Source organism: Micromonospora sp. CNZ286, assembly GCF_014207755.1.
The window spans coordinates 2,725,889-2,744,833 of record NZ_JACHIZ010000001.1 but is presented as its reverse complement, the minus strand read 5'-3'; the positions used below and the strand labels follow the sequence as shown (position 1 = coordinate 2,744,833).

21 protein-coding genes are annotated in these 18,945 nt (G+C 73.5%); 11 read left to right on the top strand and 10 right to left on the bottom strand.

All coding sequences use genetic code 11. From position 1 onward, the window contains the following. Positions 1–47 precede the first annotated feature (47 nt). Entirely contained in the window at positions 48–464 is a 417-nt protein-coding gene (locus FHX31_RS12295) for a MarR family winged helix-turn-helix transcriptional regulator (RefSeq protein WP_013286718.1), read from the top strand. 78 nt (positions 465–542) lie between these two features. On the opposite strand, the gene FHX31_RS12290 is transcribed toward FHX31_RS12295, so the two are convergent. From FHX31_RS12290 to FHX31_RS12255, 8 genes are all read right to left on the bottom strand, one after another. Then, complete coding sequence (locus tag FHX31_RS12290; RefSeq protein WP_013286719.1) at positions 543–1,169, bottom strand: TetR/AcrR family transcriptional regulator; 627 nt, start codon at positions 1,167–1,169, stop codon at positions 543–545. Positions 1,170–1,264: 95 nt separating this feature from the next. After that, positions 1,265–2,536, bottom strand: coding sequence for an ABC transporter substrate-binding protein (locus FHX31_RS12285; RefSeq protein WP_030268596.1), 1,272 nt, complete (start codon positions 2,534–2,536; stop codon positions 1,265–1,267). Positions 2,537–2,586: 50 nt separating this feature from the next. Then, positions 2,587–3,732, bottom strand: a complete 1,146-nt coding sequence (locus FHX31_RS12280; protein ID WP_123109354.1) for a branched-chain amino acid ABC transporter permease — start codon at positions 3,730–3,732, stop codon at positions 2,587–2,589. Continuing rightward, entirely contained in the window at positions 3,729–4,607 is an 879-nt protein-coding gene (locus FHX31_RS12275) for a branched-chain amino acid ABC transporter permease (protein ID WP_091327291.1), read from the bottom strand. The genes FHX31_RS12280 and FHX31_RS12275 overlap by 4 nt, the downstream gene beginning before the upstream one ends. Before the next feature lie 13 nt (positions 4,608–4,620). Next, positions 4,621–5,337: an ABC transporter ATP-binding protein gene (locus FHX31_RS12270; RefSeq protein WP_013286723.1), complete on the bottom strand. Its 717-nt coding sequence runs from the start codon at positions 5,335–5,337 to the stop codon at positions 4,621–4,623. Next, entirely contained in the window at positions 5,334–6,152 is an 819-nt protein-coding gene (locus FHX31_RS12265) for an ABC transporter ATP-binding protein (protein WP_123109355.1), read from the bottom strand. Before FHX31_RS12265 ends, FHX31_RS12270 begins: the two co-directional genes overlap by 4 nt. Before the next feature lie 140 nt (positions 6,153–6,292). Continuing rightward, entirely contained in the window at positions 6,293–7,498 is a 1,206-nt protein-coding gene (locus FHX31_RS12260) for an RNA polymerase sigma factor (RefSeq protein WP_184976195.1), read from the bottom strand. Then, positions 7,495–7,845 carry a YciI family protein gene (locus FHX31_RS12255; protein WP_013286726.1) on the bottom strand — a complete coding sequence of 117 codons (351 nt, stop codon included), beginning with the start codon at positions 7,843–7,845 and terminating at the stop codon, positions 7,495–7,497. The genes FHX31_RS12260 and FHX31_RS12255 overlap by 4 nt, the downstream gene beginning before the upstream one ends. Between FHX31_RS12255 and FHX31_RS12250 the strand changes: the two genes are divergently transcribed. The 5 genes from FHX31_RS12250 (at position 7,816) to FHX31_RS12230 (ending at position 12,050) form a co-directional block, all read left to right on the top strand. Then, the gene (locus tag FHX31_RS12250; RefSeq protein WP_374537719.1) at positions 7,816–9,291 is read left to right on the top strand and encodes a flavin monoamine oxidase family protein; all 1,476 of its coding nucleotides are present in this window, start codon (positions 7,816–7,818) and stop codon (positions 9,289–9,291) included. The genes FHX31_RS12255 and FHX31_RS12250 overlap by 30 nt on opposite strands. 126 nt (positions 9,292–9,417) lie before the next feature. Then, entirely contained in the window at positions 9,418–10,164 is a 747-nt protein-coding gene (locus tag FHX31_RS12245) for a lysozyme (RefSeq protein WP_030268587.1), read from the top strand. A gap of 88 nt (positions 10,165–10,252) precedes the next feature. Next, positions 10,253–10,927 (top strand): peptidoglycan recognition protein family protein, encoded by a 675-nt coding sequence (locus FHX31_RS12240; protein ID WP_013476506.1) that lies wholly within the window; start codon positions 10,253–10,255, stop codon positions 10,925–10,927. 119 nt (positions 10,928–11,046) lie between these two features. Next, positions 11,047–11,412: an ArsR/SmtB family transcription factor gene (locus FHX31_RS12235; RefSeq protein WP_030268584.1), complete on the top strand. Its 366-nt coding sequence runs from the start codon at positions 11,047–11,049 to the stop codon at positions 11,410–11,412. Beyond that, positions 11,409–12,050 carry an SRPBCC family protein gene (locus FHX31_RS12230; RefSeq protein ID WP_184976192.1) on the top strand — a complete coding sequence of 214 codons (642 nt, stop codon included), beginning with the start codon at positions 11,409–11,411 and terminating at the stop codon, positions 12,048–12,050. Before FHX31_RS12235 ends, FHX31_RS12230 begins: the two co-directional genes overlap by 4 nt. Here FHX31_RS12230 and FHX31_RS12225 read toward each other — a convergent pair. Further along, a complete protein-coding gene (locus FHX31_RS12225; RefSeq protein ID WP_486481670.1) occupies positions 12,026–13,177 on the bottom strand; it encodes an IS110 family RNA-guided transposase in 1,152 nt (383 codons plus the stop codon). The two genes, FHX31_RS12230 and FHX31_RS12225, sit on opposite strands and share 25 nt — an antisense overlap. Before the next feature lie 648 nt (positions 13,178–13,825). Between FHX31_RS12225 and ybiA the strand changes: the two genes are divergently transcribed. Together ybiA and FHX31_RS12215 are read left to right on the top strand one after the other, a co-directional pair. Next, complete coding sequence (gene ybiA, locus FHX31_RS12220; RefSeq protein ID WP_013286732.1) at positions 13,826–14,422, top strand: riboflavin biosynthesis intermediates N-glycosidase; 597 nt, start codon at positions 13,826–13,828, stop codon at positions 14,420–14,422. A 34-nt stretch (positions 14,423–14,456) separates the two neighbouring features. Continuing rightward, positions 14,457–14,966 carry an NUDIX domain-containing protein gene (locus FHX31_RS12215; RefSeq protein WP_013476504.1) on the top strand — a complete coding sequence of 170 codons (510 nt, stop codon included), beginning with the start codon at positions 14,457–14,459 and terminating at the stop codon, positions 14,964–14,966. A 151-nt stretch (positions 14,967–15,117) separates the two neighbouring features. On the opposite strand, the gene FHX31_RS12210 is transcribed toward FHX31_RS12215, so the two are convergent. After that, positions 15,118–16,284: an LLM class flavin-dependent oxidoreductase gene (locus FHX31_RS12210; protein WP_013286734.1), complete on the bottom strand. Its 1,167-nt coding sequence runs from the start codon at positions 16,282–16,284 to the stop codon at positions 15,118–15,120. 143 nt (positions 16,285–16,427) lie between these two features. On the opposite strand from FHX31_RS12210, the gene FHX31_RS12205 reads away from it, so the two are divergent. From FHX31_RS12205 to FHX31_RS12195, 3 genes are read left to right on the top strand one after another with little or no spacing between them, the layout of a single operon-like run. Next, positions 16,428–17,399: a sulfonate ABC transporter substrate-binding protein gene (locus FHX31_RS12205; protein ID WP_013286735.1), complete on the top strand. Its 972-nt coding sequence runs from the start codon at positions 16,428–16,430 to the stop codon at positions 17,397–17,399. Further along, entirely contained in the window at positions 17,396–18,232 is an 837-nt protein-coding gene (locus FHX31_RS12200; RefSeq protein ID WP_123109362.1) for an ABC transporter permease, read from the top strand. The genes FHX31_RS12205 and FHX31_RS12200 overlap by 4 nt, the downstream gene beginning before the upstream one ends. After that, positions 18,205–18,930 (top strand): ABC transporter ATP-binding protein, encoded by a 726-nt coding sequence (locus FHX31_RS12195; protein ID WP_047894429.1) that lies wholly within the window; start codon positions 18,205–18,207, stop codon positions 18,928–18,930. Before FHX31_RS12200 ends, FHX31_RS12195 begins: the two co-directional genes overlap by 28 nt. Positions 18,931–18,945 lie beyond the last annotated feature (15 nt).

The window sequence follows — 18,945 nt, the reverse complement described above, 5'->3', positions numbered from 1 at the left end:
TTACCTCAACATGAGGGAACAACACGAAAGCCTGTTACCGTATTCCCGTGAACGGCAGCGACGAGAGCCTGGCCGAGACGTTCTGGGCGGTGACCCGCCGCCTGCGGCACCAGACCAAGCGCGCGCTGGAGCCGTGGGAGATCAGCCCCGGGCAGGCGCGGGCGCTGGGCGTGCTGATGCGTCACGGCGCGCTGCGGCCCGGCGCGCTCGCCGAGCACCTTCGCATCGCGCCGCGCTCGGCCACCGAGGTGGTCGACGGGTTGCAGGAGCGGGGCCTGGTCGAGCGACGGCCCGACCCGGGCGACAGGCGGGCCACGCTGGTCGCGCCCACCGCCGAGGGCGAGCGGGTGGGCACCGCGATCCGGCAGGCGCGGGCCACCGAGGCGGAACGGTTCTTCGGCGCGCTCGCACCGGACGACCGGGCCGAACTGACCCGCATCCTGCGCCTGCTGCGCGAGGACTGAACGAGGGCCGGGCACCTGGACCGGCGCGGAAGGCGGCCGTCGGTGCCAAGTCGGCCGGAAGACCGGCCGCCGGAAGCGTCAGCGCAGGCCGGCGGCGATCGCGTCGACCAGCAGCGCGCCGAGCGTACGGGCCATCACCGCGCGGGCCGCGTCGACGTCGAGCCCCATCGAGTCACGCATCATCGACCACGCCGACCAGGTGCCGGCCACGGTGAGCGCGTCGAGCAACTGCTCCCGGCCCGGCCCGGCGTGTGCCAGCTCCGCGCCGAACACCGACTCGATCTCCTGGCGTACCCGGGCGATGGCCGCCTCCCGGTTGCGCCGCAACTGCGGGGAGAACGGCTCCCGCAGCGCCGACGCACGGGCCGAGGGCGCCAGCACCTCCAGCAGCCGGGCGCGCTGGTCGCAGAACGCGGCGATCCGGGCGGTCAGCGGCAGTTCCGGCGACACGGGCTGCCAGAGCGTGGCCTGCCGCTCGCCGACCCGCCGTCCGGTCGCGGCGAACAGCGTCTCCATGTCCTTGAAGTTGGTCCAGAGCGTGCGCAGCGACACCCCGGCCCGCTCGGCGATCCGTTCCCCGGTGGGCCGCAGGTCACCGGAGTCGATCAGGGCCAGGTGCGCCTCCACGATCGCGGCCCGGGTCCGCTCGGCCCGCGCCGCCCGGCCGTCCACCCGCTCCGGCGGGTCGGTCTCCAGCTCGATCATGGGTACGGGCTCTCCTGTTGCTCGTCTGCCGGCGGCCACTCTACGTGCGTGCCGCCGGGCGACCGGCACCCGGCCGCCCGGCGGCAGCACGGCGGTCAGGACGTCGGAACGGCGTCCGCCGGCGGGTTCGTCGGCGGCTCGGTGAACTCGGTGATCGCGCCGTCGCCGTCGTCGGTGGTGTACGCGGGACCGAAGTACGCCTGCGCGCCGTTGCTCACCTTGGTCAGCCGGACACCGCCGTAGCCGGCGTGCACGCCCTCGGCGTACCGGAAGGGGGTCAGGCCCGGGCCGCGGAAGCCGCCCTTGCGCACGGCCTCGACCAGCTTCTCCCGGGTGGGGTCGGGCCCGGCGGCGAGCATCGCCTGGACGAACGTGTACGCCATCGAGTAGCCGTAGATGGCGTTACCGTCGACCGGGTTGCCCGCGTTGTACTTCTGGTGAATCTTGGTGAACTCCTGGATCCACGGGTTCGCGGTGTCGCCCACCATCGGCAGGTAGTTGTCGGCGATCATGCCTTCGAGGATCACCTTCTTGTCGCCGAGCTGGGCCGACAGCGTGGTGTAGTCCGCGCCCACGTTGGAGACCACCCACTGCGCCTTGAAGCCCTGCCCGGCGGCCTGGCCCATGGCGAGCGCGGTGAAGCCGGGGATGGTCGCCGAGATGACCACCTGGCAGCCGGCCGCGCGCAGCGCCCCGATCGCCGGGCCGACCTGCTGGTTCGTGGTGGTGTACGTCTGCTTCGCCGCGACCGGGCCGAGGACCTGCTCGACCCCGGCCAGCGAGTCCCGCCCGAAGTCGTCGTTCTGCCCGAAGTGGCAGACCTTCGCGCCGGGGAACTCCCGCTTGACGTAGCTGGCCAGGATCTTGCCCTCGACCGTGTAGTCGGGCTGCCAGCCGAACGTCGTCGGGTACTTGTCCGGCTGGTTCCAGTTGCGGCTGCCGGAAGAGACGAACAGGTCCGGCACCTTCTGCGTCTTGACGAACTCCAGCACGTTCGTGTGCGTCGGCGTGCCGAGGCCGCCGAGCAGCGCGAAGACCTTGTCGTCGAGCACCAGCTTGCGGACCACGTTCTCGGTGTTGGCGGGGTTGTAGCCGTCGTCCATGACCTTGTAGACGATCTTCCGGCCGTGCACGCCGCCCTTGCTGTTGACGTGCTCGAAGTACGCCTTGGTGGCGGCGGAGATCTTCGAGTAGCCGGGCGCGGCCGGTCCGGTGAGCGGTTGGTGGGTGCCGATGACGACCTCGGAGTCGCTGACGCCGGGGACGTTCTCGGCGGCCTGCTTCTCGTCGTCGGCGCAGGCCGGCAACGCGGCCAGCAGGGCCAGGCCGGCGGCGGCCGCGAGAACGCGGCGGGTGGTGGGGCGCATGGTTCTCCATTCCGGTGCGACGGTGCGAACGGTGGGTGGAACCGGTGAGGTCAGCGGTCCGGCGACCGGCGGGCGGCGGGACGACGGCGGACGGCCCTGCGCAGGCGGGCGCCGACGGCACGCACCCCGCCCTGGAGGCCGCCCGGGGCGGCGAGCATGACGACGATGAGGATCAGGCCGAACACTGCGAGCGCGAGGTTGCCCTCCAGCCGCTGGGCCAGCCCGGCGGAGAGGCTGAGGTGTTCGGTGAGCAGGCCGGGCAGGTCCTGGAGCGCGACCAGCAGCACCGCTCCCCAGACCGCGCCGGCCAGGCTGCCCAGCCCGCCGATCACGATCGCCATGAGCAGGAACAGCGACAGGTCCAGCGGGAACTTGCCGGGTGCGACAGTGGCGGTGAGCATGGCGTACACGCCGCCGCCGAGGCCCGCGCAGGCGGCGCTCACCACGAACGCGAGCACCTGCGTGCGGGCCACCGGGATGCCGGCGAGCCGGGCCGCGACCTCGTCGTCGCGGACCGCCCGCAGCGACCGGCCGAAGCGGCTGCGTACCAGGTTGGCCAGCAGCAGCATGGTGAGCAGCGCGGCGCCCAGCGCGATCCAGGCGAGCCAGCGTTCCGGCTGGAAGTAGGCGCCGAGCGCCGCCGGTGGCGTCTGCGCCGGGAACCGCAGCCCCTGCTCGCCGTTGAACACGCCGGTGAAGATCGTGGTGACCGCCGGGACGAGCGTCGCCACCGCGAGCGTCACGCCGGCCAGGTAGGGGCCGCGCAGCCGGGCCGCCGCCAGCCCCACGACAAGCCCGCCGAGCGCTGTCACCGCGACGGCGACGAGCAGTGACGCGGGCAGCGTCCACCAGCCGCGTACGGCCCGCTCGTCCAGTGCCTGCTGGGTCAGCGCCACGGTGTACGCGCCGGCGGCCATCAGCGCGCCGTGCCCGAGCGAGAGCTGGCCGTTGAGTCCGACCAGGACGGTGTGCCCGGCGGTGACGCAGAGGAACGCGCAGACGCGCGCCACCTGGAGGTTCTGGTACGGCGCGAGCTGGTTGGTCACCAGCACGACGAGCGTGCCGGCGAACACGGCCACGGCCAGGTGGCGCAGCAGCGTGGAGCCGCGCGCCTCACGTCCGGCGGGGGCGCCGGGAAGCAGCCGCCGCAGCGGGGACGGCGCGGCGGGCGCGATCTCGGTGGGGGCGCTCGTCACACGTGCCTCGCTCTCGCCGCGGAGAAGAGCCCGCCGGGGCGGACCAGCAGGACGGACAGCAGCAGCACCAGGACGGCCAGCGGGGTGGTGTCCGGTCCCAGGTAGCCGGTGACGTAGGACAGGATCAGCCCGACCAGCAGGCCGCCGACCACCGCGCCCACAGGGCTGTCCAGGCCGCCGACCACGGCGGCGGTGAACGCGACCACGAAGACCAGGTCCATGGCGTGCGAGTGCAGGCCGAGTCCGGTGGGGACGACGAGCATCCCGGCGAGCGCGCCGACGCCGGCGGCGAGCGCCCAGCCCAGCGTGAGCATCCGGCCGACGCTGACGCCGAGCAGCCGGGACACCTCTGGCGCGAAGGCGGCGGCCCGCATCCGCAGGCCCACGGGGGTACGGGTGAACAGCAGCGCGAGCAGCGCCACCACAGTCAGCGCCGCGCCGAGCACCCACAGGTCGTACGGGGACAGCGCGGCCACCCCGCCGACGGTGAGCGCGTCGGTGTCGAACGGCGCCGGTGCGGGCCGGTAGTCGTTGCCGAAGACCATGCCGAGCACCGCCTGGATGACCAGCACCAACCCGAGCGCGACGATCACCTGGTTGAGCGGGCCGCCCGGGCCGGCGAACCGCATCAGCACCCGCTCCACGAGCGCGCCCAGGGCCAGCCCGGACAGGATCGCGGCGGCCAGGCCCAGCCAGTACGAGCCGGTGGCGGAGACGACCGCGTACCCGACGTAGGCGGTGGCCACGGCCATCGCACCCTGGGCGAAGTTGACCACCCGGGCGGCCCGCCAGATGAGCACGAGCGCGAGCGCGAACGCCGCGTAGACCGCCCCGGCGGCGAGCCCGTCGAAGGTGAGGAACCAGAACCGCTCCATCCGCGACCCCTTCCTAGAATCCGAGGTACGCGTGCCGGAGCTGGTCGTCGTCGCGCAGCCGGGCGGCCGGCGCGGCCGTCACCACCCGCCCGAGCGACATGACGATGCCCTGGTCGGCGACTGACAGCGCGGTGCGCACGTTCTGCTCGACGAGCAGCACGGTGAGCCCCCGTTCGTCGCGCAGCCGCCGCAGCAGCGCCATGATCTGCGCGGCCACCTTGGGCGCCAGCCCGAGCGACGGCTCGTCGAGCAGCAGCAGCCGGGGCCGGGCGATCAGCGCCCGGCCGATGGCGAGCATCTGCCGCTCGCCGCCGGAGAGCTGGTGCCCGGCGTGGTCGCGGCGGCGGGCCAGGGCGGGGAACAGCTCGTACACCTCGTCGAGCGCGCGCCGGGCGTCGGCCCGGTCGCGCCGCCACAGCCCGCCCAGGCGGAGGTTCTCCGCCACTGTCAGCTCGGTGACCACGCCGCGCCCCTCCGGCACGTGCGCCAGGCCGCGCCGGACCAGGTGTTCCACCCGGACGCCGCGCAGGTCCTCGCCCGCGTACCGGACGCGGCCGCCGGTGGGCCGCAGCAGACCCGAGAGGGTACGCAGCAGCGTGGTCTTGCCCGCGCCGTTGGCGCCGAGGACGGCGGTGACGGTGCCGGCCGGGACGGTGAACGCGACGTCGCGCAGCACCGGCACGGGTCCGTAGCCGCAGCTGAGTGCCTCCACCTCCAGCACGGCTGTCACGACGCGCTCCCGGTCGGCTCGGCGGGCACGTCCGCGCCCAGGTACGCCTCGGTGACCCGGGGGTCGTCGCGGATGCGATCCGGCGGCCCGGCCGCGATCACCTTGCCGAAGTCGAGCACCACCAGTTCCTCGCAGACGGACATGACCAGGTCCATGTGGTGCTCGACGAGCAGCACGGCACAGCCGTCCTCCCGGTCGGGCAGCGCGCGGACCAGGTCGGCCAGCTCGGCCACGTCGTCGGCGCCGAGACCGCCGGCCGGTTCGTCGAGCAGCAGCAGCCGGGGCCGGGCGATCAGCGCGCGGGCCAGCGCGACCCGCTTGCGCACCGGGTACGGCAGGGTGGCGGGCGCCGCGTCGGCGTACTTCTCGATGCCCAGCTCGGTGAGCAGGTCCAGGGCCCGGACGCGCAGCCGCCGCTCGTCCCGGTCGCTGCGGGGCAGGCCGAACAAGGCGGCGGCGAATCCGGCGCGGGCGGTGTGGCTGGCGCCTGCGACCACGTTCTCCAGCACGCTCAGCCCGGCGAACAGGCCGACGCCCTGGAGCGTGCGGGCGATGCCGAGCCGGGTGAGGGCGTGCGGGCGGGGCCGGAACGACCGGCCGTCGAGGGTGAGTGAACCCTCGGTCGGCCGGACGAAGCCGCAGACCACGTTGAACAGCGTGGTCTTGCCGGCGCCGTTGGGGCCGATCACGCCGACGATCCGGCCGGGCGGCACCCGCAGCGAGACGTCGTCGAGGGCGACCAGGCCGCCGAAGCGTACGCCGACGTGGTGCAGCGCCAGGCCCGGTTCGTCGGCGGCTTTGGCCGGTGGGCTCATCGTCACCTCGTGCCGGTCGACGGAGCACGGAAAAACTAATTACACCGGGAGTGTACTTTTCTCTGCCGCCGCGTCAATGCCCCGACGATCACCGCTCGCTTACGGGGGTTACCGGCCTCCTACGTGCACGGTCGGTGCGATCATCCCGGCATGCGGTCGCGGGCGCGGCGGAGGAACGTCTGCTCCGCCGCGTTGCCGGTGCCGGCGATCGCCGCGTCGTACGCGATCCGTGCCTGCTTCGGACGGTCCAGCCGGCGCAGCAGGTCGGCCCGGATCGCGTGCCACACGTGGTAACCGGCCAGGTCCAGACGCTCCACCTCGGCCAGTCCCGCCGCCGGTCCGCGTACCTCGGCCAGCGCGACCGCCCGGTTCAGCGCCACCACCGGCCCGGGCGCGACGGCGGCGAGCTGGTCGTAGAGCGCGAGGATCTGGGTCCAGTCGGTGACGGCGGCGGTGGGCGCGTCCGCGTGCACAGCGCCGATCGCGGCCTGGATCTGGTACGGCCCGGGCCGGTCCCGGCGCAGGCACCGGCGGACCAGGTCCTGTCCCTCCGCGATCAGCTCCCGGTCCCACCTGCCGCGGTCCTGCTCGGACAGCGACACCGGCACCCCGTCCGGGCCGGTCCGGGCGGCGCGGCGCGCCTCGGTGAGCAGCATCAGCGCGAGCAGGCCGAGCGCCTCCGGCTCGTCCGGCATCAGCGTCACCAGCAGGCGGCCCAGCCGGATCGCCTCGGCGCCCAGCTCGGCGCGGCCCAGCCGCTCCCCCGCGCTCGCCGTGTGCCCCTCGTTGAAGATCAGGTACACCACTGCCAGCACCCCGCGCAGCCGGTCCGGCAGGTCCGCGTCGCGCGGCACCCGGTACGGGATACCGGCGTCGCGGATCTTCGCCTTGGCCCGGACCAGGCGCTGCGACATGGTGGGCTCCGGCACCAGGAAGGCCCGCGCGATCTCGGCGGTGCTCAGGCCACCGAGCAGGCGAAGCGTCAACGCCACCCGGGCGGGAGCGGCGAGCGCCGGGTGGCAGCAGGTGAAGATCAGGCGCAGGCGGTCGTCGGGCACGGGCCCCTCCTCGGCGGGCGGGTCGGCGGCATGCAGCAGGGCGGCCTCGGCGTGCCGGGCCGCCCGGGTCGCCTCGCGCCGCAACCTGTCGACCGCCCGGTTCCGGGCGGTGGTGATGATCCAGCCGGCCGGGCTGGGCGGCGGCCCGTCGGCGGCCCACCGCGACACGGCGACAGTGAACGCCTCCTGGACCGCCTCCTCGGCGAGGTCGATGTCGCCGAGGAGACGGACCAGGACGGCAACCGCACGGCCGTACTCGGCCCGGAAGACGCGTTCGACGTCGGTCATCCCTCGCCCTGGAACGGGCGGACCTCGATCGGCAGCGTGGTGGCGAGGGCGTACCGGCGGCCCCAGTCCAGCGCGGCGTCCAGGTCGGGCGCCCGGATGATGGTGACGCCGCCCAGGTACTCCTTGCCCTCGGCGAACGGCCCGTCGGTGACCAGCACCTCGTCACCGGCCGGGCGCAGCACGGTGGCGGTCTGCGGGTCGTGCAGGCCGTTGCCGAACACCCAGCACCCCGCCTCCCGCAGGTCGCGGCCGATGGCCTCGACCTCGCGCATCACCCCGGCCAGGAACTCCGGGTCCGGGCGGCCCTCGCCGGCCGGCTGGTACATGCTGATCAGGTACTGCTTCATCGGCTTCTCCTCGTCACCGGACGGCCCCGCGCCGCCCTCTCACCCTCCACACGAACGACTGATGCCCGTTTCGACACGCCGGGCCGGGTGAATCCGGCCGGGAGCGGGGTACGCCGTCGCGTGCGCCGCCACCGGGTCGTCGTCGTGGGCGCCGGGTTCTCCGGTCTGGCCTGCGCGCTCGCGCTGGACGCGGCGGGCGCCGAGGTGCGGGTGCTGGAGGCCCGGGACCGGGTGGGCGGCCGGACGCTGAGCCGCCCGCTGCCCGGCGGCGGCTGGCTGGACCTCGGCGCGCAGTGGATCGGCCCGACCCAGGACCGGATGTACGCGCTCGTCGCCGCGTACGGCCTGACCACGTTCTCCTCCCCCGCGCACGGCGCGGCGGCGCTGCTGCTCGGCGGACGCCCGGCCACCGGCGAGCCGCCCGGGCTGTCCGCGCTGCTGGGCACGCTCGACGAGATGGCGGGCGGGCTCGACCCGGCCGCGCCGTGGCGGGTGGACGACGCGGCCCGGTGGGACCGGATCACGCTGGGCGGCTGGCTCGACGCGAGCGCTGCCGACCCGGTCACCGCCGGGTACGCGGGCCGGATGCTCGCCGGTGGGCTGCTGGCCGCCTCACCGGACGAGGTCTCGCTGCTGCACATGCTGTTCTACCTGCGCAGCGGCGGCGGCACCGGGTCGCTGCTGCGCATGGCCGGTGGCGCCCAGCAGGACCGGCTGGTCGGTGGTCCGGCCGCGCTGGCCGAGCGGATGGCCGCCGCGCTGCCGCCGGGGAGCCTGTGCCTGCGCGCCCCGGTGGACGGCGTCGCGCAGGACGGCGACGGCGTGCGGGTGCGCGCCGGCCGCGAAGCGTACCGCGGCGACGCGGTGGTGATCGCGCTGGCGCCGACGCTGGCCGGGCGGATCCGGTACGACCCGCCGCTGCCGCCGCTGCGCGACGGGCTGACCCAGCGGATGCCGATGGGTGTGGCGCTCAAGGTGCATGCGCTCTATCCGGAGCCGTTCTGGCGGGCCGACGGCCGCTCCGGCGTGTCCAGCACCGACACCGGGCCGCTCACCGAGACGGTGGACAACTCGCTGCCGGACGCGCCGGGCGGGGTGCTCACCGCGTTCAGCTACGGCGCGCAGGCCCGGGGGCTGCGCCGGCTGCCGCAGGACGCGCGCCGGGACGCGCTGTGCGAGGCGCTCGCCGCGATCTTCGGCCCGGCCGCCGCACGACCGGACGACCTCGTCGAGTACGACTGGTCGGCCGACGAGTGGACGCGCGGCTGCTTCTGCGGCGTCCTGCCACCCGGCGCGTGGTGCGCGTACGGCCCGGAACTGCGGGCGCCAGTGGGCCGGGTGCACTGGGCCGGCACCGAGACCGCGACCCGGTGGAGCGGGTACCTGGAGGGCGCGGTGACCGCCGGCGAGCGCGCCGCCGCCGAGGCGCTCGCCCAGCTCGGCTGAGCACCCTATCCAGTGAGATTCTTCGATGGAGTCTATTGAAAAGTTTCTCCGCCCTGTGCCCTAATGACGACAGTTCCTTTCGTCATACTCCCGCCGCCGGAGCGCGGCAACCCCCAGGGAGGACAGATGCACAGTTCGATCCGATCGGCGCTGCGCGCGGCCGGAGCCGCGCTGCTCGCCACCGTCACCGTCGCCGCCGCGACGCTGTCCGGGGCGGCCCCCGCCTCCGCCGCCCCGGCCGGACTGCCCGGCATGGACGTCTCCAGCCACCAGGGCAACGTGAACTGGTCCGGAGCGTGGGCGAACGGCGCCCGGTTCGCGTACGTCAAGGCGACCGAGGGCACGTACTACACCAACCCGTACTTCGCCCAGCAGTACAACGGCTCGTACAACGTCGGGATGATCCGCGGCTCGTACCACTTCGCCCGCCCCGACACCACGAGCGGCGCCACCCAGGCCAACTACTTCGTCGACCACGGCGGCGGCTGGTCGAAGGACGGGCGGACGCTGCCCGGCGCGCTGGACATCGAGTACAACCCGTACGGCGCGACCTGCTACGGCCTGAGCCAGGCGTCGATGCGCAGCTGGATCGCCTCGTTCGTCAACCAGTACTACGCCCGCACCGGCCGGTGGGCCACCATCTACACCACCACTGACTGGTGGAGCACCTGCACCGGCAACACCTCGCAGTTCGCCGCCAACAACCCACTGTGGATCGCCCGGTACGCAAGCAGCGTCGGCACGCTGCCCGCGGGCTGGGGCACGTACTCGTTCTGGCAGTGGTCGTCCTCCGGCGTCTTCCCCGGTGACCAGAACGTCTGGAACGGCTCGCTCGACCGGCTGCGCGTCCTGGCCTGCAACGGACCCTGCTGACCCCGGCCCGGGCGTGGCGGGCGGTGCCGGTCCCGCCACGCCCGGCGTACCGGCCGATCCGGCGCTCCCCTTCCGCGAGGAGGTTGCGATGTCCGTTCCCGTACCCCGGCGGACCGTGCTGCGCGGCGCGGTCCTGCTCGGCGCCGCCGCCGGCGTCGGCGCGCTGACCCAGATCGGCTCCGGCCCCGGCGCCCGGGCCGCCGCCACCCGGGTCGACCAGCCGACCATCGCCAACTGCGCGACCTGGGGCGCCCGCCCGCCCTCGTCGCCGGTGAGCGTGGTGACCAGCCGGCCCAACAAGATCATCGTCCATCACACGGCGTTCCCGAACACCACCGACTACAGCCTCGCCCAGGCGTACCGCAACTCCCGCGACATCCAGAACCTGCACATGGACGGCAACGGCTGGCTCGACTCCGGACAGCACTTCACCAACAGCCGGGGCGGCCACCTGACCGAGGGCAGGCACGGCAGCCTCTACGCGCTGCTGCACGGCCAGACCATGGTGCAGGGCGCGCACTGCGTCGGGCAGAACAGCCAGGCCATCGGCATCGAGAACGACGGCATCTACGTGGACGTGCAGCCGCCGCAGGCGCTCTGGAACAGCCTCGTCACGTTCTGCGCGTTCACCTGCCAGCAGTACGGCATCGCGCCCACCGAGATCTACGGGCACAAGGACTTCAACAACACGCAGTGCCCGGGGCTGCTGCACGACCGCCTGCCGGAGCTGCGCCGTACCGTCGCCGCCCGTCTCGGCGGCTGACCACGGGGGTACGCGGGGCGCCCGGGTGCGACGGGCGCCCCGCGTTGCGCGCGCCCACTGCGTCAGCGCTCACTGCGTCAGCGCTCGCTTATATAAGCTGGGTCTGATACAAAGGGTTCGTGCACGCCTTCGACGTTCTCGGCGACCCGGTCCGCCGCCGGATCCTGGAACTGCTCGCGGACGGCGAGCAACCCGCCGGCACGCTCGGCGAGACCGTGCGGCGCGAGTTCGGCATCAGCCAGCCCGCCGTCTCCCAGCACCTCAAGGTGCTGCGAGAGCACGGCTTCACCACTGTGCGCGCCGAGGGCACCCGCCGCCTCTACGCCGTGGATCCCGGCCCGCTGCGCGAGATAGACGCGTGGCTGGACGGGTTCCGCCGCTTCTGGACGCCGCCGCTGGCGGCGCTCGCCACCGAGCTGGCCCGGGGCCGCCGCGAACGACGGCTGCGCGAGGACACCACCGACGACGAGAGGACCGAACCATGATCGACGTGACCGGACAGATCAGCGCCGTCGAGCGCCGCATCGGCGACCGTACGCTCCCCGCCGGGCACGCGCGGGTGCTCACCATCGCCCAGACGTACGACGCGCTGGTGGCCGACGTCTTCGACGCGTGCACGAACCCGGAACGGATACCCCGCTGGTTCCTGCCGGTCTCCGGCGACCTGAGCCTCGGCGGCCGGTACCAGCTGGAGGGCAACGCGGGCGGCACCGTCGAACGCTGCGACCCGCCGCACGGCTTCGCCGCCACCTGGGAGTTCGGCGGCGAGGTGAGCTGGATCGAGGTACGGCTGCGCGAGGCGGGACCGGGGCGTACCCGCTTCGAGCTGGAACACGTCGCGCACGTCGACGACCAGCGGTGGGCCGAGTACGGTCCGGGCGCGGTCGGCATCGGCTGGGACCTGGCACTGGTCGGTCTGGCCTCCCACTTCGCCACCGACGGCACGGGCGTCGACCCGGCCGCCGCAGCCGACTGGATGGCCTCACCCGAGGGCCTGCGCTTCGTCACCGAGTCCAGCAGAAGCTGGACGACAGCAAGCATCGAGGCCGGCACTCCCACCGAGCAGGCCCACACGGCAGGCGACCGGGTAACCGCGTTCTACACAGGCGCCCCCACTCCCTGACCTTCTCCCACCCCACCCCTCTCCCCGTCGATCTGTGAGTGGGGTTGTCGAGGGGTTTGGTGGTGGGTGGTGATGGTGCGGTAGAGCTGTCGGGCGATGTAGCGCTTGAGGCAGCGGGTGATTTCTCTGGTGGTGCGGCCTTCGGCGTGGCGTCGGGTGATGTAGTCGCGTGTTTCGGGGTGGATGCGTCGGCGGGTCAGGGCGATGGTGTGCAGGGCGCTGTTGAGGGTTCTGTCGCCGCCGCGGTTGAGGCGGTGTCGGTCGGTGCGGCCGCTGGCCACGGGGATGGGGGCGGCGCCGGCGAGGGTGGCGTAGGCGGCTTCTGAGCGGACGCGGCCGGGGTGGGACCAGGCGGTGAGGGCGATCGCGGCGGTGACGGGTCCGACTCCGGGTTGGTCGAGCAGGGGCGGGCACAGTTCGGTGACGAGGGCTCGTAGGCGCTGGTGGTTGTCGGCCAGTGTGGCGTCGAGGATGTGGATGTGCCGGGCGAGGGTGACCAGTTCGCGGCGGCGGGTGTGTTCCTCGCAGGGCAGGGCGGTGGTTTCGGGCAGTTCGAGGGCGGCCAGGCGGGCGATCTGGATGGTGGTGGACAGCCCGCGTAGCGCCTCGCGCAGAGTGTCGTCAGCGGTCAGGATCAACGCTTTGACCAGGTTGACCGCGGCGGTGCGGGCATCGGTGTGGTGCCGGCGGCAGATCAGCAGCAGACGCAGGGCCTCGCGTGGGCCGTCGCTGCGGGGCACGGCGATGCGCTCAGCGGGCAGCGCCAGCACCGTATGGGCGGCGGCGACCGCGTCCAGCTGATCGGACTTGCCGCCCCGACGACGGGCCGCAGCGGGGGGCTTGGGTGCCTCGCAGACGGGTTCGTCAGCAGCGGTCAGCAGCCGGCACAGCCCTTGCCCGTGTGACCGGGTGCCCTCCACCGCCCACAACCGGCGCCCCTGCGGTGGGGTGTGCGCGACGGCGAAGGCCAACAACCGGCTCAACCCGTCCGGGTCAGTGGACACCGTGACCTGCGCCAACACCCCACCGAGTCGGTCCACCACGGCGGCGGTATGCGTATCGGTGTGAGTATCGACCCCCACCACCACGTCATAGCGATCCGCGACCCGTTCTACGATCCTTCTCATCTCGGATTGTTGCTCCTTTGCCAGCGACGACCGGGACAGTCGGCGTCGGCTCGGGAAGACATCACCTCGGCGGCAAATCTGTGATGGGCCACGTGTGCTCGCACGGGCAGGCTTCTGATCAGGCCAGCAGGGTGGGCCGGGCCGGCGCCGACGATCACCCGGGGACAGGTCTTGCACAAGGCACACCCACACCACAGGCGGCCGGATCAACGAAGAGCCACCCAAGTGATCACCAACGCCGAACCCTAACGGCAATCAGCCGAACCGATCACCACAGACATAGAAGCGTCTTGCACTTTGCGCCCGCAGAATGTCCGATAGGCACGTTATGAGGGGCACCAAAGCGCAACATCGACGATGAGGGCGGCTCAGGTCTTGGAGATCTTGGTAGGAAATGGCCCTCATGGGGGCCCGTTCGCTCCAAGATCTCTCGGGATCTCGTGATGCGGGACGGCCTTCTCCGCAGTCAAGATGCGCAGTCGGCTCGGGCAGGCGAATGTGGCTCGACGTCGCGAGGCGCGCGTGGTCGGAATGTCGACGTGAGAGGACGAGCCGAGGCAGCGGGCGGGGAGGGCGGGGCCGGACGGAGATGTCCGCGGTGGACGGTGACGTCGGTGTGCCGTCCCCGGGGTGAAATGCGGCGGTGGGATGTCGGTGGGGTGGGGCAGACTGCGGGGCATGCCGATCCGCTCCGTCACCGACCTGACCACTGCGCTCGACGCCGGGCAGACGGTCAAGTACCTGCACTTCTGGGGGCACCGGCCACGGCCTGACGGCAGCGTCGGCGCGAGCTGCCTGAGCCAGTGGTGGCCGGCGGCGTTCACAGTCGACGGCCGGGAGTTCGCCACCGCCGAGCACTGGATGATGTGGCACAAGGCCACGCTCTTCGGAGACCACGCGATCGCCGAGCGGGTGCTGGCCGCCGGGCATCCGCACCGGGCCAAGGCGCTCGGCCGGCAGGTCCGCGACTTCGACGAGGCGACCTGGACGGCCCGCCGCTACGAGATCGTGGTGGCCGGCAGTGTCGCCAAGTTCGGCCGGCACGAGCCGTTGCGGCGGTTCCTGCTCGGCACCGGCGACCGGGTGCTCGTCGAGGCCAGCCCGACCGACCGGATCTGGGGCATCGGCCTGACCGCCGACGATCCACGGGCTGCCGACCCGGCTACCTGGCGGGGCGACAACCTGCTCGGGTTCGCCCTGATGGAGGCGCGCGCCACGCTCGCCGGCCGAGGGGGTGACGCCTGACCCCGGGCCGGGGGTCCGGGTAACGTGCTGCGGCGTGACCGCGTACTCGCACTGCTCGTTCTGCGGCGCGGCCTACCCGGCGGACTCCGGGTGGCCGCGTGTCTGTTCCTCCTGCGGCGAGACGGTGTGGCGCAATCCGCTGCCGGTGGCGGTGGCGGTGCTGCCGGTCCGCACACCGGAGGGGCTCGGCGTGGTGGTGGTACGCCGCGACATCGAACCGGCCCGGGGGCAGCTCGCGCTGCCGGGCGGCTTCATCGAGTACGGCGAGGAGTGGTCCGAGGCGCTCGTGCGTGAGCTGCGCGAGGAGACCGGGCTGCGGGCCGAGGCCGGCGAGGCGCGACTGTTCGCGGTGCACGGCGCTCCGGCGGGCGGCACCATGATGGTCTTCGGCGTGCTGCCCGAGCGGCCGGTCGGTGACCTGCCGCCGTCGGCGCCGACCGAGGAGGCCACCGAGTGGCTGGTGCTCACCGATCCGGTCGAGCTGGCCTTCTCCACGCACACCCGGGTGCTGGCCGACTTCCTCGCCGAGCAACGCCCGATCTGACCGGAACCCGGGGGCCGCCCGATCTGACCGGAACCCGGGGGCCGCCCGATCTGGCCGAGGCGACCCCGGGCAGCGCCCGGCCCTGACCGCGACGAATCCGGCAGCGACGGACGGCCCGGCACGCTCCAGCCCGGAAACGGGCACGGCGGGGTCAGACGCGGGCCGGGACCGGCTGGGGTGAGAACGGCACGGCGGCCGGCGCCTCGGTCTCCGGCTCGCCGGCCGGGTGCCGCCACAGCCCGCGCCGCCGCAGGATCGGCAGCACGCCCTCGCCGAACCAGTACGCCTCCTCCAGGTGCGGGTGGCCGGAGAGGATGAACTCGTCCAGGCCGAGCGCGTGGTACTCGGCGATCCGGTCGGCGACCTCGGTGTGGCTGCCGACCAGCGCGGTGCCCGCGCCGCCGCGTACCAGGCCGAATCCGGCCCACAGGTTCGGCGAGACCTCCAGCCCGTCGCGGGAGCCGCCGTGCAGGTCGAGCATCCGCCGCTGCCCCTCGGACTCGCTGCGCCGCAGCCCTTCCTGCACGGCGCGCACGTCGGCCTCGGGGATGCCGTCGAGCAGTTTGCGCGCCTGGGCCCACGCCTCCTCGGCGGTGTCCCGGCTGATCACGTGCAGCCGGATGCCGTACCGCAGCTCGCGGCCGGCCTCGGCGGCGAGCCCGCGGATCCAGTCCAGCTTGCCGGCCACCTGCGCGGGCGGCTCGCCCCAGGTCAGGTACACGTCGCTGTGCCGTACCGCCACCGGCCCGGCCGCGCCGGACGAACCGCCGAAGTAGACCGGCGGCACCGGGTCGGGCACCCGGCCGAGCCGGGCTCCCTCGACCCGCACGTGGGCGCCGTCGTGGTCGACCGTCTCGCCGCGCCACAGCGACCGCACCACGTGCAGGAACTCGTCGGTACGCGCGTAGCGGGCGTCCTTGTCCAGGAAGTCGCCGTACGCGCGCTGCTCGGCGGACTCGCCGCCGGTGACCACGTTGAGCAGCAGCCGCCCGCCGGACAGGCGCTGGAACGTGGACGCCATCTGCGCGGCGAGGGTGGGTGAGAGCAGGCCGGGCCGGAACGCGACGAGGAACTTCAGCCGCTCGGTGACCTCGGTGAGCATGGCGGTGGTCAGCCAGGCGTCCTCGCACCAGGCGCCGGTGGGGGTGAGCGCCCCGGCGAAGCCGAGCTGCTCGGCGGTGCGGGCGATCTGCCCCAGGTACGCGACGCTCGCGGGCCGGGCGCCGCCGGCGGTGCCGACCGGTACGCCGTGGCCGCCGCCCACGATGTCCCGGCTGTCGCCGTAGGTCGGCAGGAACCAGTGGAAGGTGAGCGACATGGTGTACCTCCGGTGCGGGATCGGACGGGTCGCCTCCTGAGTGGTGGGACGACCACGCCGACACACTACCCATAAAACCTATCGGGTTGGTAGGTTGCTGTCGCCCGCCGACGGCCGGGCCCATCCCTCCCCGAGGAGTCGCCATGCGTACCCCCAGATCGCGCCGCCGGCCGGTGGCCGCGCTGCTCACCACCCTCGCGCTGCTCGCCGCGACGGCGCTGACGGCCTGCGGCGGCGAGGCGGCCGACGCCAGTGGCGGCGGCGACGGCCCGCTGCGGATCGGCTACCAGCGCTTCGGCGGGCTCAGCCTGGTCAAGGCGCGCGGCGACGCGAAGAACGTCACCTGGTCGCTGTTCGAGAGCGGCCCGGCCCTGACCGAGGCGCTCAAGGCCGGTTCGATCGACATCGGCCAGGTGGGCGAGGCGCCGCCGGTGTTCGCCGCCGCCGGGAAGATCCCGTTCTCCGTGGTCGGCACCTCCCAGCCGATCCCGCAGGGCGAGGCGGTTCTGGTCAAGGCGGACAGCCCGTATCGTGGATTCGCCGACCTGCGCGGGAAGACGGTAGCGCTGAACAAGGGCTCCAACGTGCACTGGCTGCTGGTGAAGCTGCTGGAGGCGAACCGGATGACGCTCGCCGACATCAAGGTGAAGTACCTCAAGCCCGCCGAGGGACGGCCCGCGTTCGACAACGGGCAGGTCGACGCGTGGATCATCTGGGATCCCTACTTCGCGCTGGCCGAGCAGCCCGGCGTACGGGTGCTCGCCGACGCGACCGGCCTGGCCGGCAACCGCGAGTACGTGCTGGCCGCGCCGGATGCGGTGAAGAACCGCACCGACGACGTACGGGCGTTCCTGGACACGTACCGGCAGACCACCGACTGGGGCATCGCCCACCCGGCCGAGCGGGCCGCCGTCCTCGCCCCGGAGCTGAAGATCCCCCTCGACGTGACCACCCGGGCGCTGGCCCGCAGCGCCAAGCCGCTCGCCCCGGTCACGCCGGAGATCGGCGCCGAGTTGCAGGCCATCGCGGACAGCTTCGTGGAGCTGAAGCTGGTGCCCGGACCGGTCGACATCGCCGGGCGGGTGGACGGCCGGTTCAACGAGGCGTTCCAGTGAGCAGTCCGGCGCTGGCCGAGGCGAGTCCTGCGGTCGTACCCGATCGGGTGACGCCGCGGCGGTCGCGGGCCCGCGCCCCGCGGCGGTGGCGGCGCACGGTGAGCCCGGTCGTGCTGGTCCTCGCCTGGGAGGCCGCCGCGCGGACCGGGCTGCTCGCGCCGGAGAAGCTGCCCGCGCCCAGCGCGGTGCTGGCGACCGGGTGGCGGCTGGCGAGCGACGGGACGCTCGGCGTGCACCTGCTCGACTCGCTCACCCGCGCCGCGCTCGGCCTGCTCATCGGCGGCGGCCTGGCGCTCGTGCTCGGCGCGGCGGCGGGGCTGCTGCGCCTCGGCGACGATCTGGTCGACCCGCCGGTGCAGATGGCCCGGATGCTGCCGCACCTGGGCCTGGTCCCGCTGCTGATCATCTGGGTGGGCATCGGCGAGTCGTTGAAAGTCACGCTCGTGGCGCTCGGCGCGTTCTTCCCGATCTACTTCAACACGTACGCCGGCATCCGCGACATCGACGAGCGGCTGGTGGAGGCGGCGCGCACCTGCGGTCTCGGGGCGGTGGCCCGGCTGCGGCACGTGGTGCTGCCCGGCGCGCTGCCGGCGCTGTTCCTCGGGCTGCGGCTGGCCATCGGCGCGGCCTGGCTCAGCCTGGTCGTCGGCGAGCAGGTGAACGCGCAGACCGGCGTCGGCTTCCTGATGATGGAGGCGCGCGAGTTCAGCCAGACCGACGTGGTGGTGCTCGGCCTGCTCATCTACGCGCTGCTGGGGCTGGCCTCCGACCTGCTCATCCGGTACGCGGAGAGGAGGACGCTGGCGTGGCGACGCGGACTGCGCGCGACCTGACCGGGCCGGTGCTCACCGCACGCGCGGTGACCCGGTCCTTCGGCCCGGCGGTGGTGCTGGCCGGGGTCGACCTGACCATCGGCGACGGCGAGACGGTGGCGCTGCTCGGCGGCAGCGGATCCGGCAAGAGCACGCTGCTGCGCGTACTCGCCGGGCTCGACGGTGACGCGGGCGGCGAGCACGTGCTGCACGGCACCGCCGCCGTGGTGTTCCAGGAGCACCGGCTGCTGCCGTGGAAGCGGGTGGCGGACAACGTGGCGCTCGGGCTGACCGGACCGGACGTGGGCGACCGGGTCGGCCGCGCGCTGGCCGAGGTGGGTCTCGCCGACCGGGGCCGGGCCTGGCCGGCCGAACTGTCCGGCGGGCAGGCGCAGCGGGTCGCGGTGGCCCGCGCGCTGGTCCGCGAACCGGACCTGCTGCTGCTGGACGAGCCGTTCGGCGCGCTGGACGCGCTGACCCGGCTGCGCATGCAGGGGCTGCTGCGGCGGCTGCGCGCCCAGCACGGCTTCGCCGCGCTGCTGGTCACCCACGACGTGGAGGAGGCGCTGCTGCTGGCCGACCGCGTCCTGCTGCTCGACGACGGCGTGATCGCCGAAGAGGTGCCGGTACGCCTCGGCCCGTCCCCGAGCCCCGACGACCCGGCCCTCGGCGCGCTGCGCCGCCACCTGCTCGACCGCCTCGGCGTACCCGCCGGCTGACCGCGAGGGAGAACC

Bases quoted from the DNA above. Each gene is read 5' to 3' on its own strand.
- FHX31_RS12290 (WP_013286719.1), bottom strand. From the start codon at position 1,169: ATGATCGAGCTGGAGACCGACCCGCCGGAGCGGGTGGACGGCCGGGCG.
- FHX31_RS12285 (WP_030268596.1), bottom strand. From the start codon at position 2,536: ATGCGCCCCACCACCCGCCGCGTTCTCGCGGCCGCCGCCGGCCTGGCC.
- FHX31_RS12275 (WP_091327291.1), bottom strand. From the start codon at position 4,607: ATGGAGCGGTTCTGGTTCCTCACCTTCGACGGGCTCGCCGCCGGGGCG.
- FHX31_RS12265 (WP_123109355.1), bottom strand. From the start codon at position 6,152: ATGAGCCCACCGGCCAAAGCCGCCGACGAACCGGGCCTGGCGCTGCAC.
- FHX31_RS12260 (WP_184976195.1), bottom strand. From the start codon at position 7,498: ATGACCGACGTCGAACGCGTCTTCCGGGCCGAGTACGGCCGTGCGGTT.
- FHX31_RS12255 (WP_013286726.1), bottom strand. From the start codon at position 7,845: ATGAAGCAGTACCTGATCAGCATGTACCAGCCGGCCGGCGAGGGCCGC.
- FHX31_RS12245 (WP_030268587.1), top strand. From the start codon at position 9,418: ATGCACAGTTCGATCCGATCGGCGCTGCGCGCGGCCGGAGCCGCGCTG.
- FHX31_RS12240 (WP_013476506.1), top strand. From the start codon at position 10,253: ATGTCCGTTCCCGTACCCCGGCGGACCGTGCTGCGCGGCGCGGTCCTG.
- FHX31_RS12230 (WP_184976192.1), top strand. From the start codon at position 11,409: ATGATCGACGTGACCGGACAGATCAGCGCCGTCGAGCGCCGCATCGGC.
- FHX31_RS12225 (WP_486481670.1), bottom strand. From the start codon at position 13,177: ATGAGAAGGATCGTAGAACGGGTCGCGGATCGCTATGACGTGGTGGTG.
- ybiA (WP_013286732.1), top strand. From the start codon at position 13,826: ATGTCGGTGGGGTGGGGCAGACTGCGGGGCATGCCGATCCGCTCCGTC.
- FHX31_RS12210 (WP_013286734.1), bottom strand. From the start codon at position 16,284: ATGTCGCTCACCTTCCACTGGTTCCTGCCGACCTACGGCGACAGCCGG.
- FHX31_RS12205 (WP_013286735.1), top strand. From the start codon at position 16,428: ATGCGTACCCCCAGATCGCGCCGCCGGCCGGTGGCCGCGCTGCTCACC.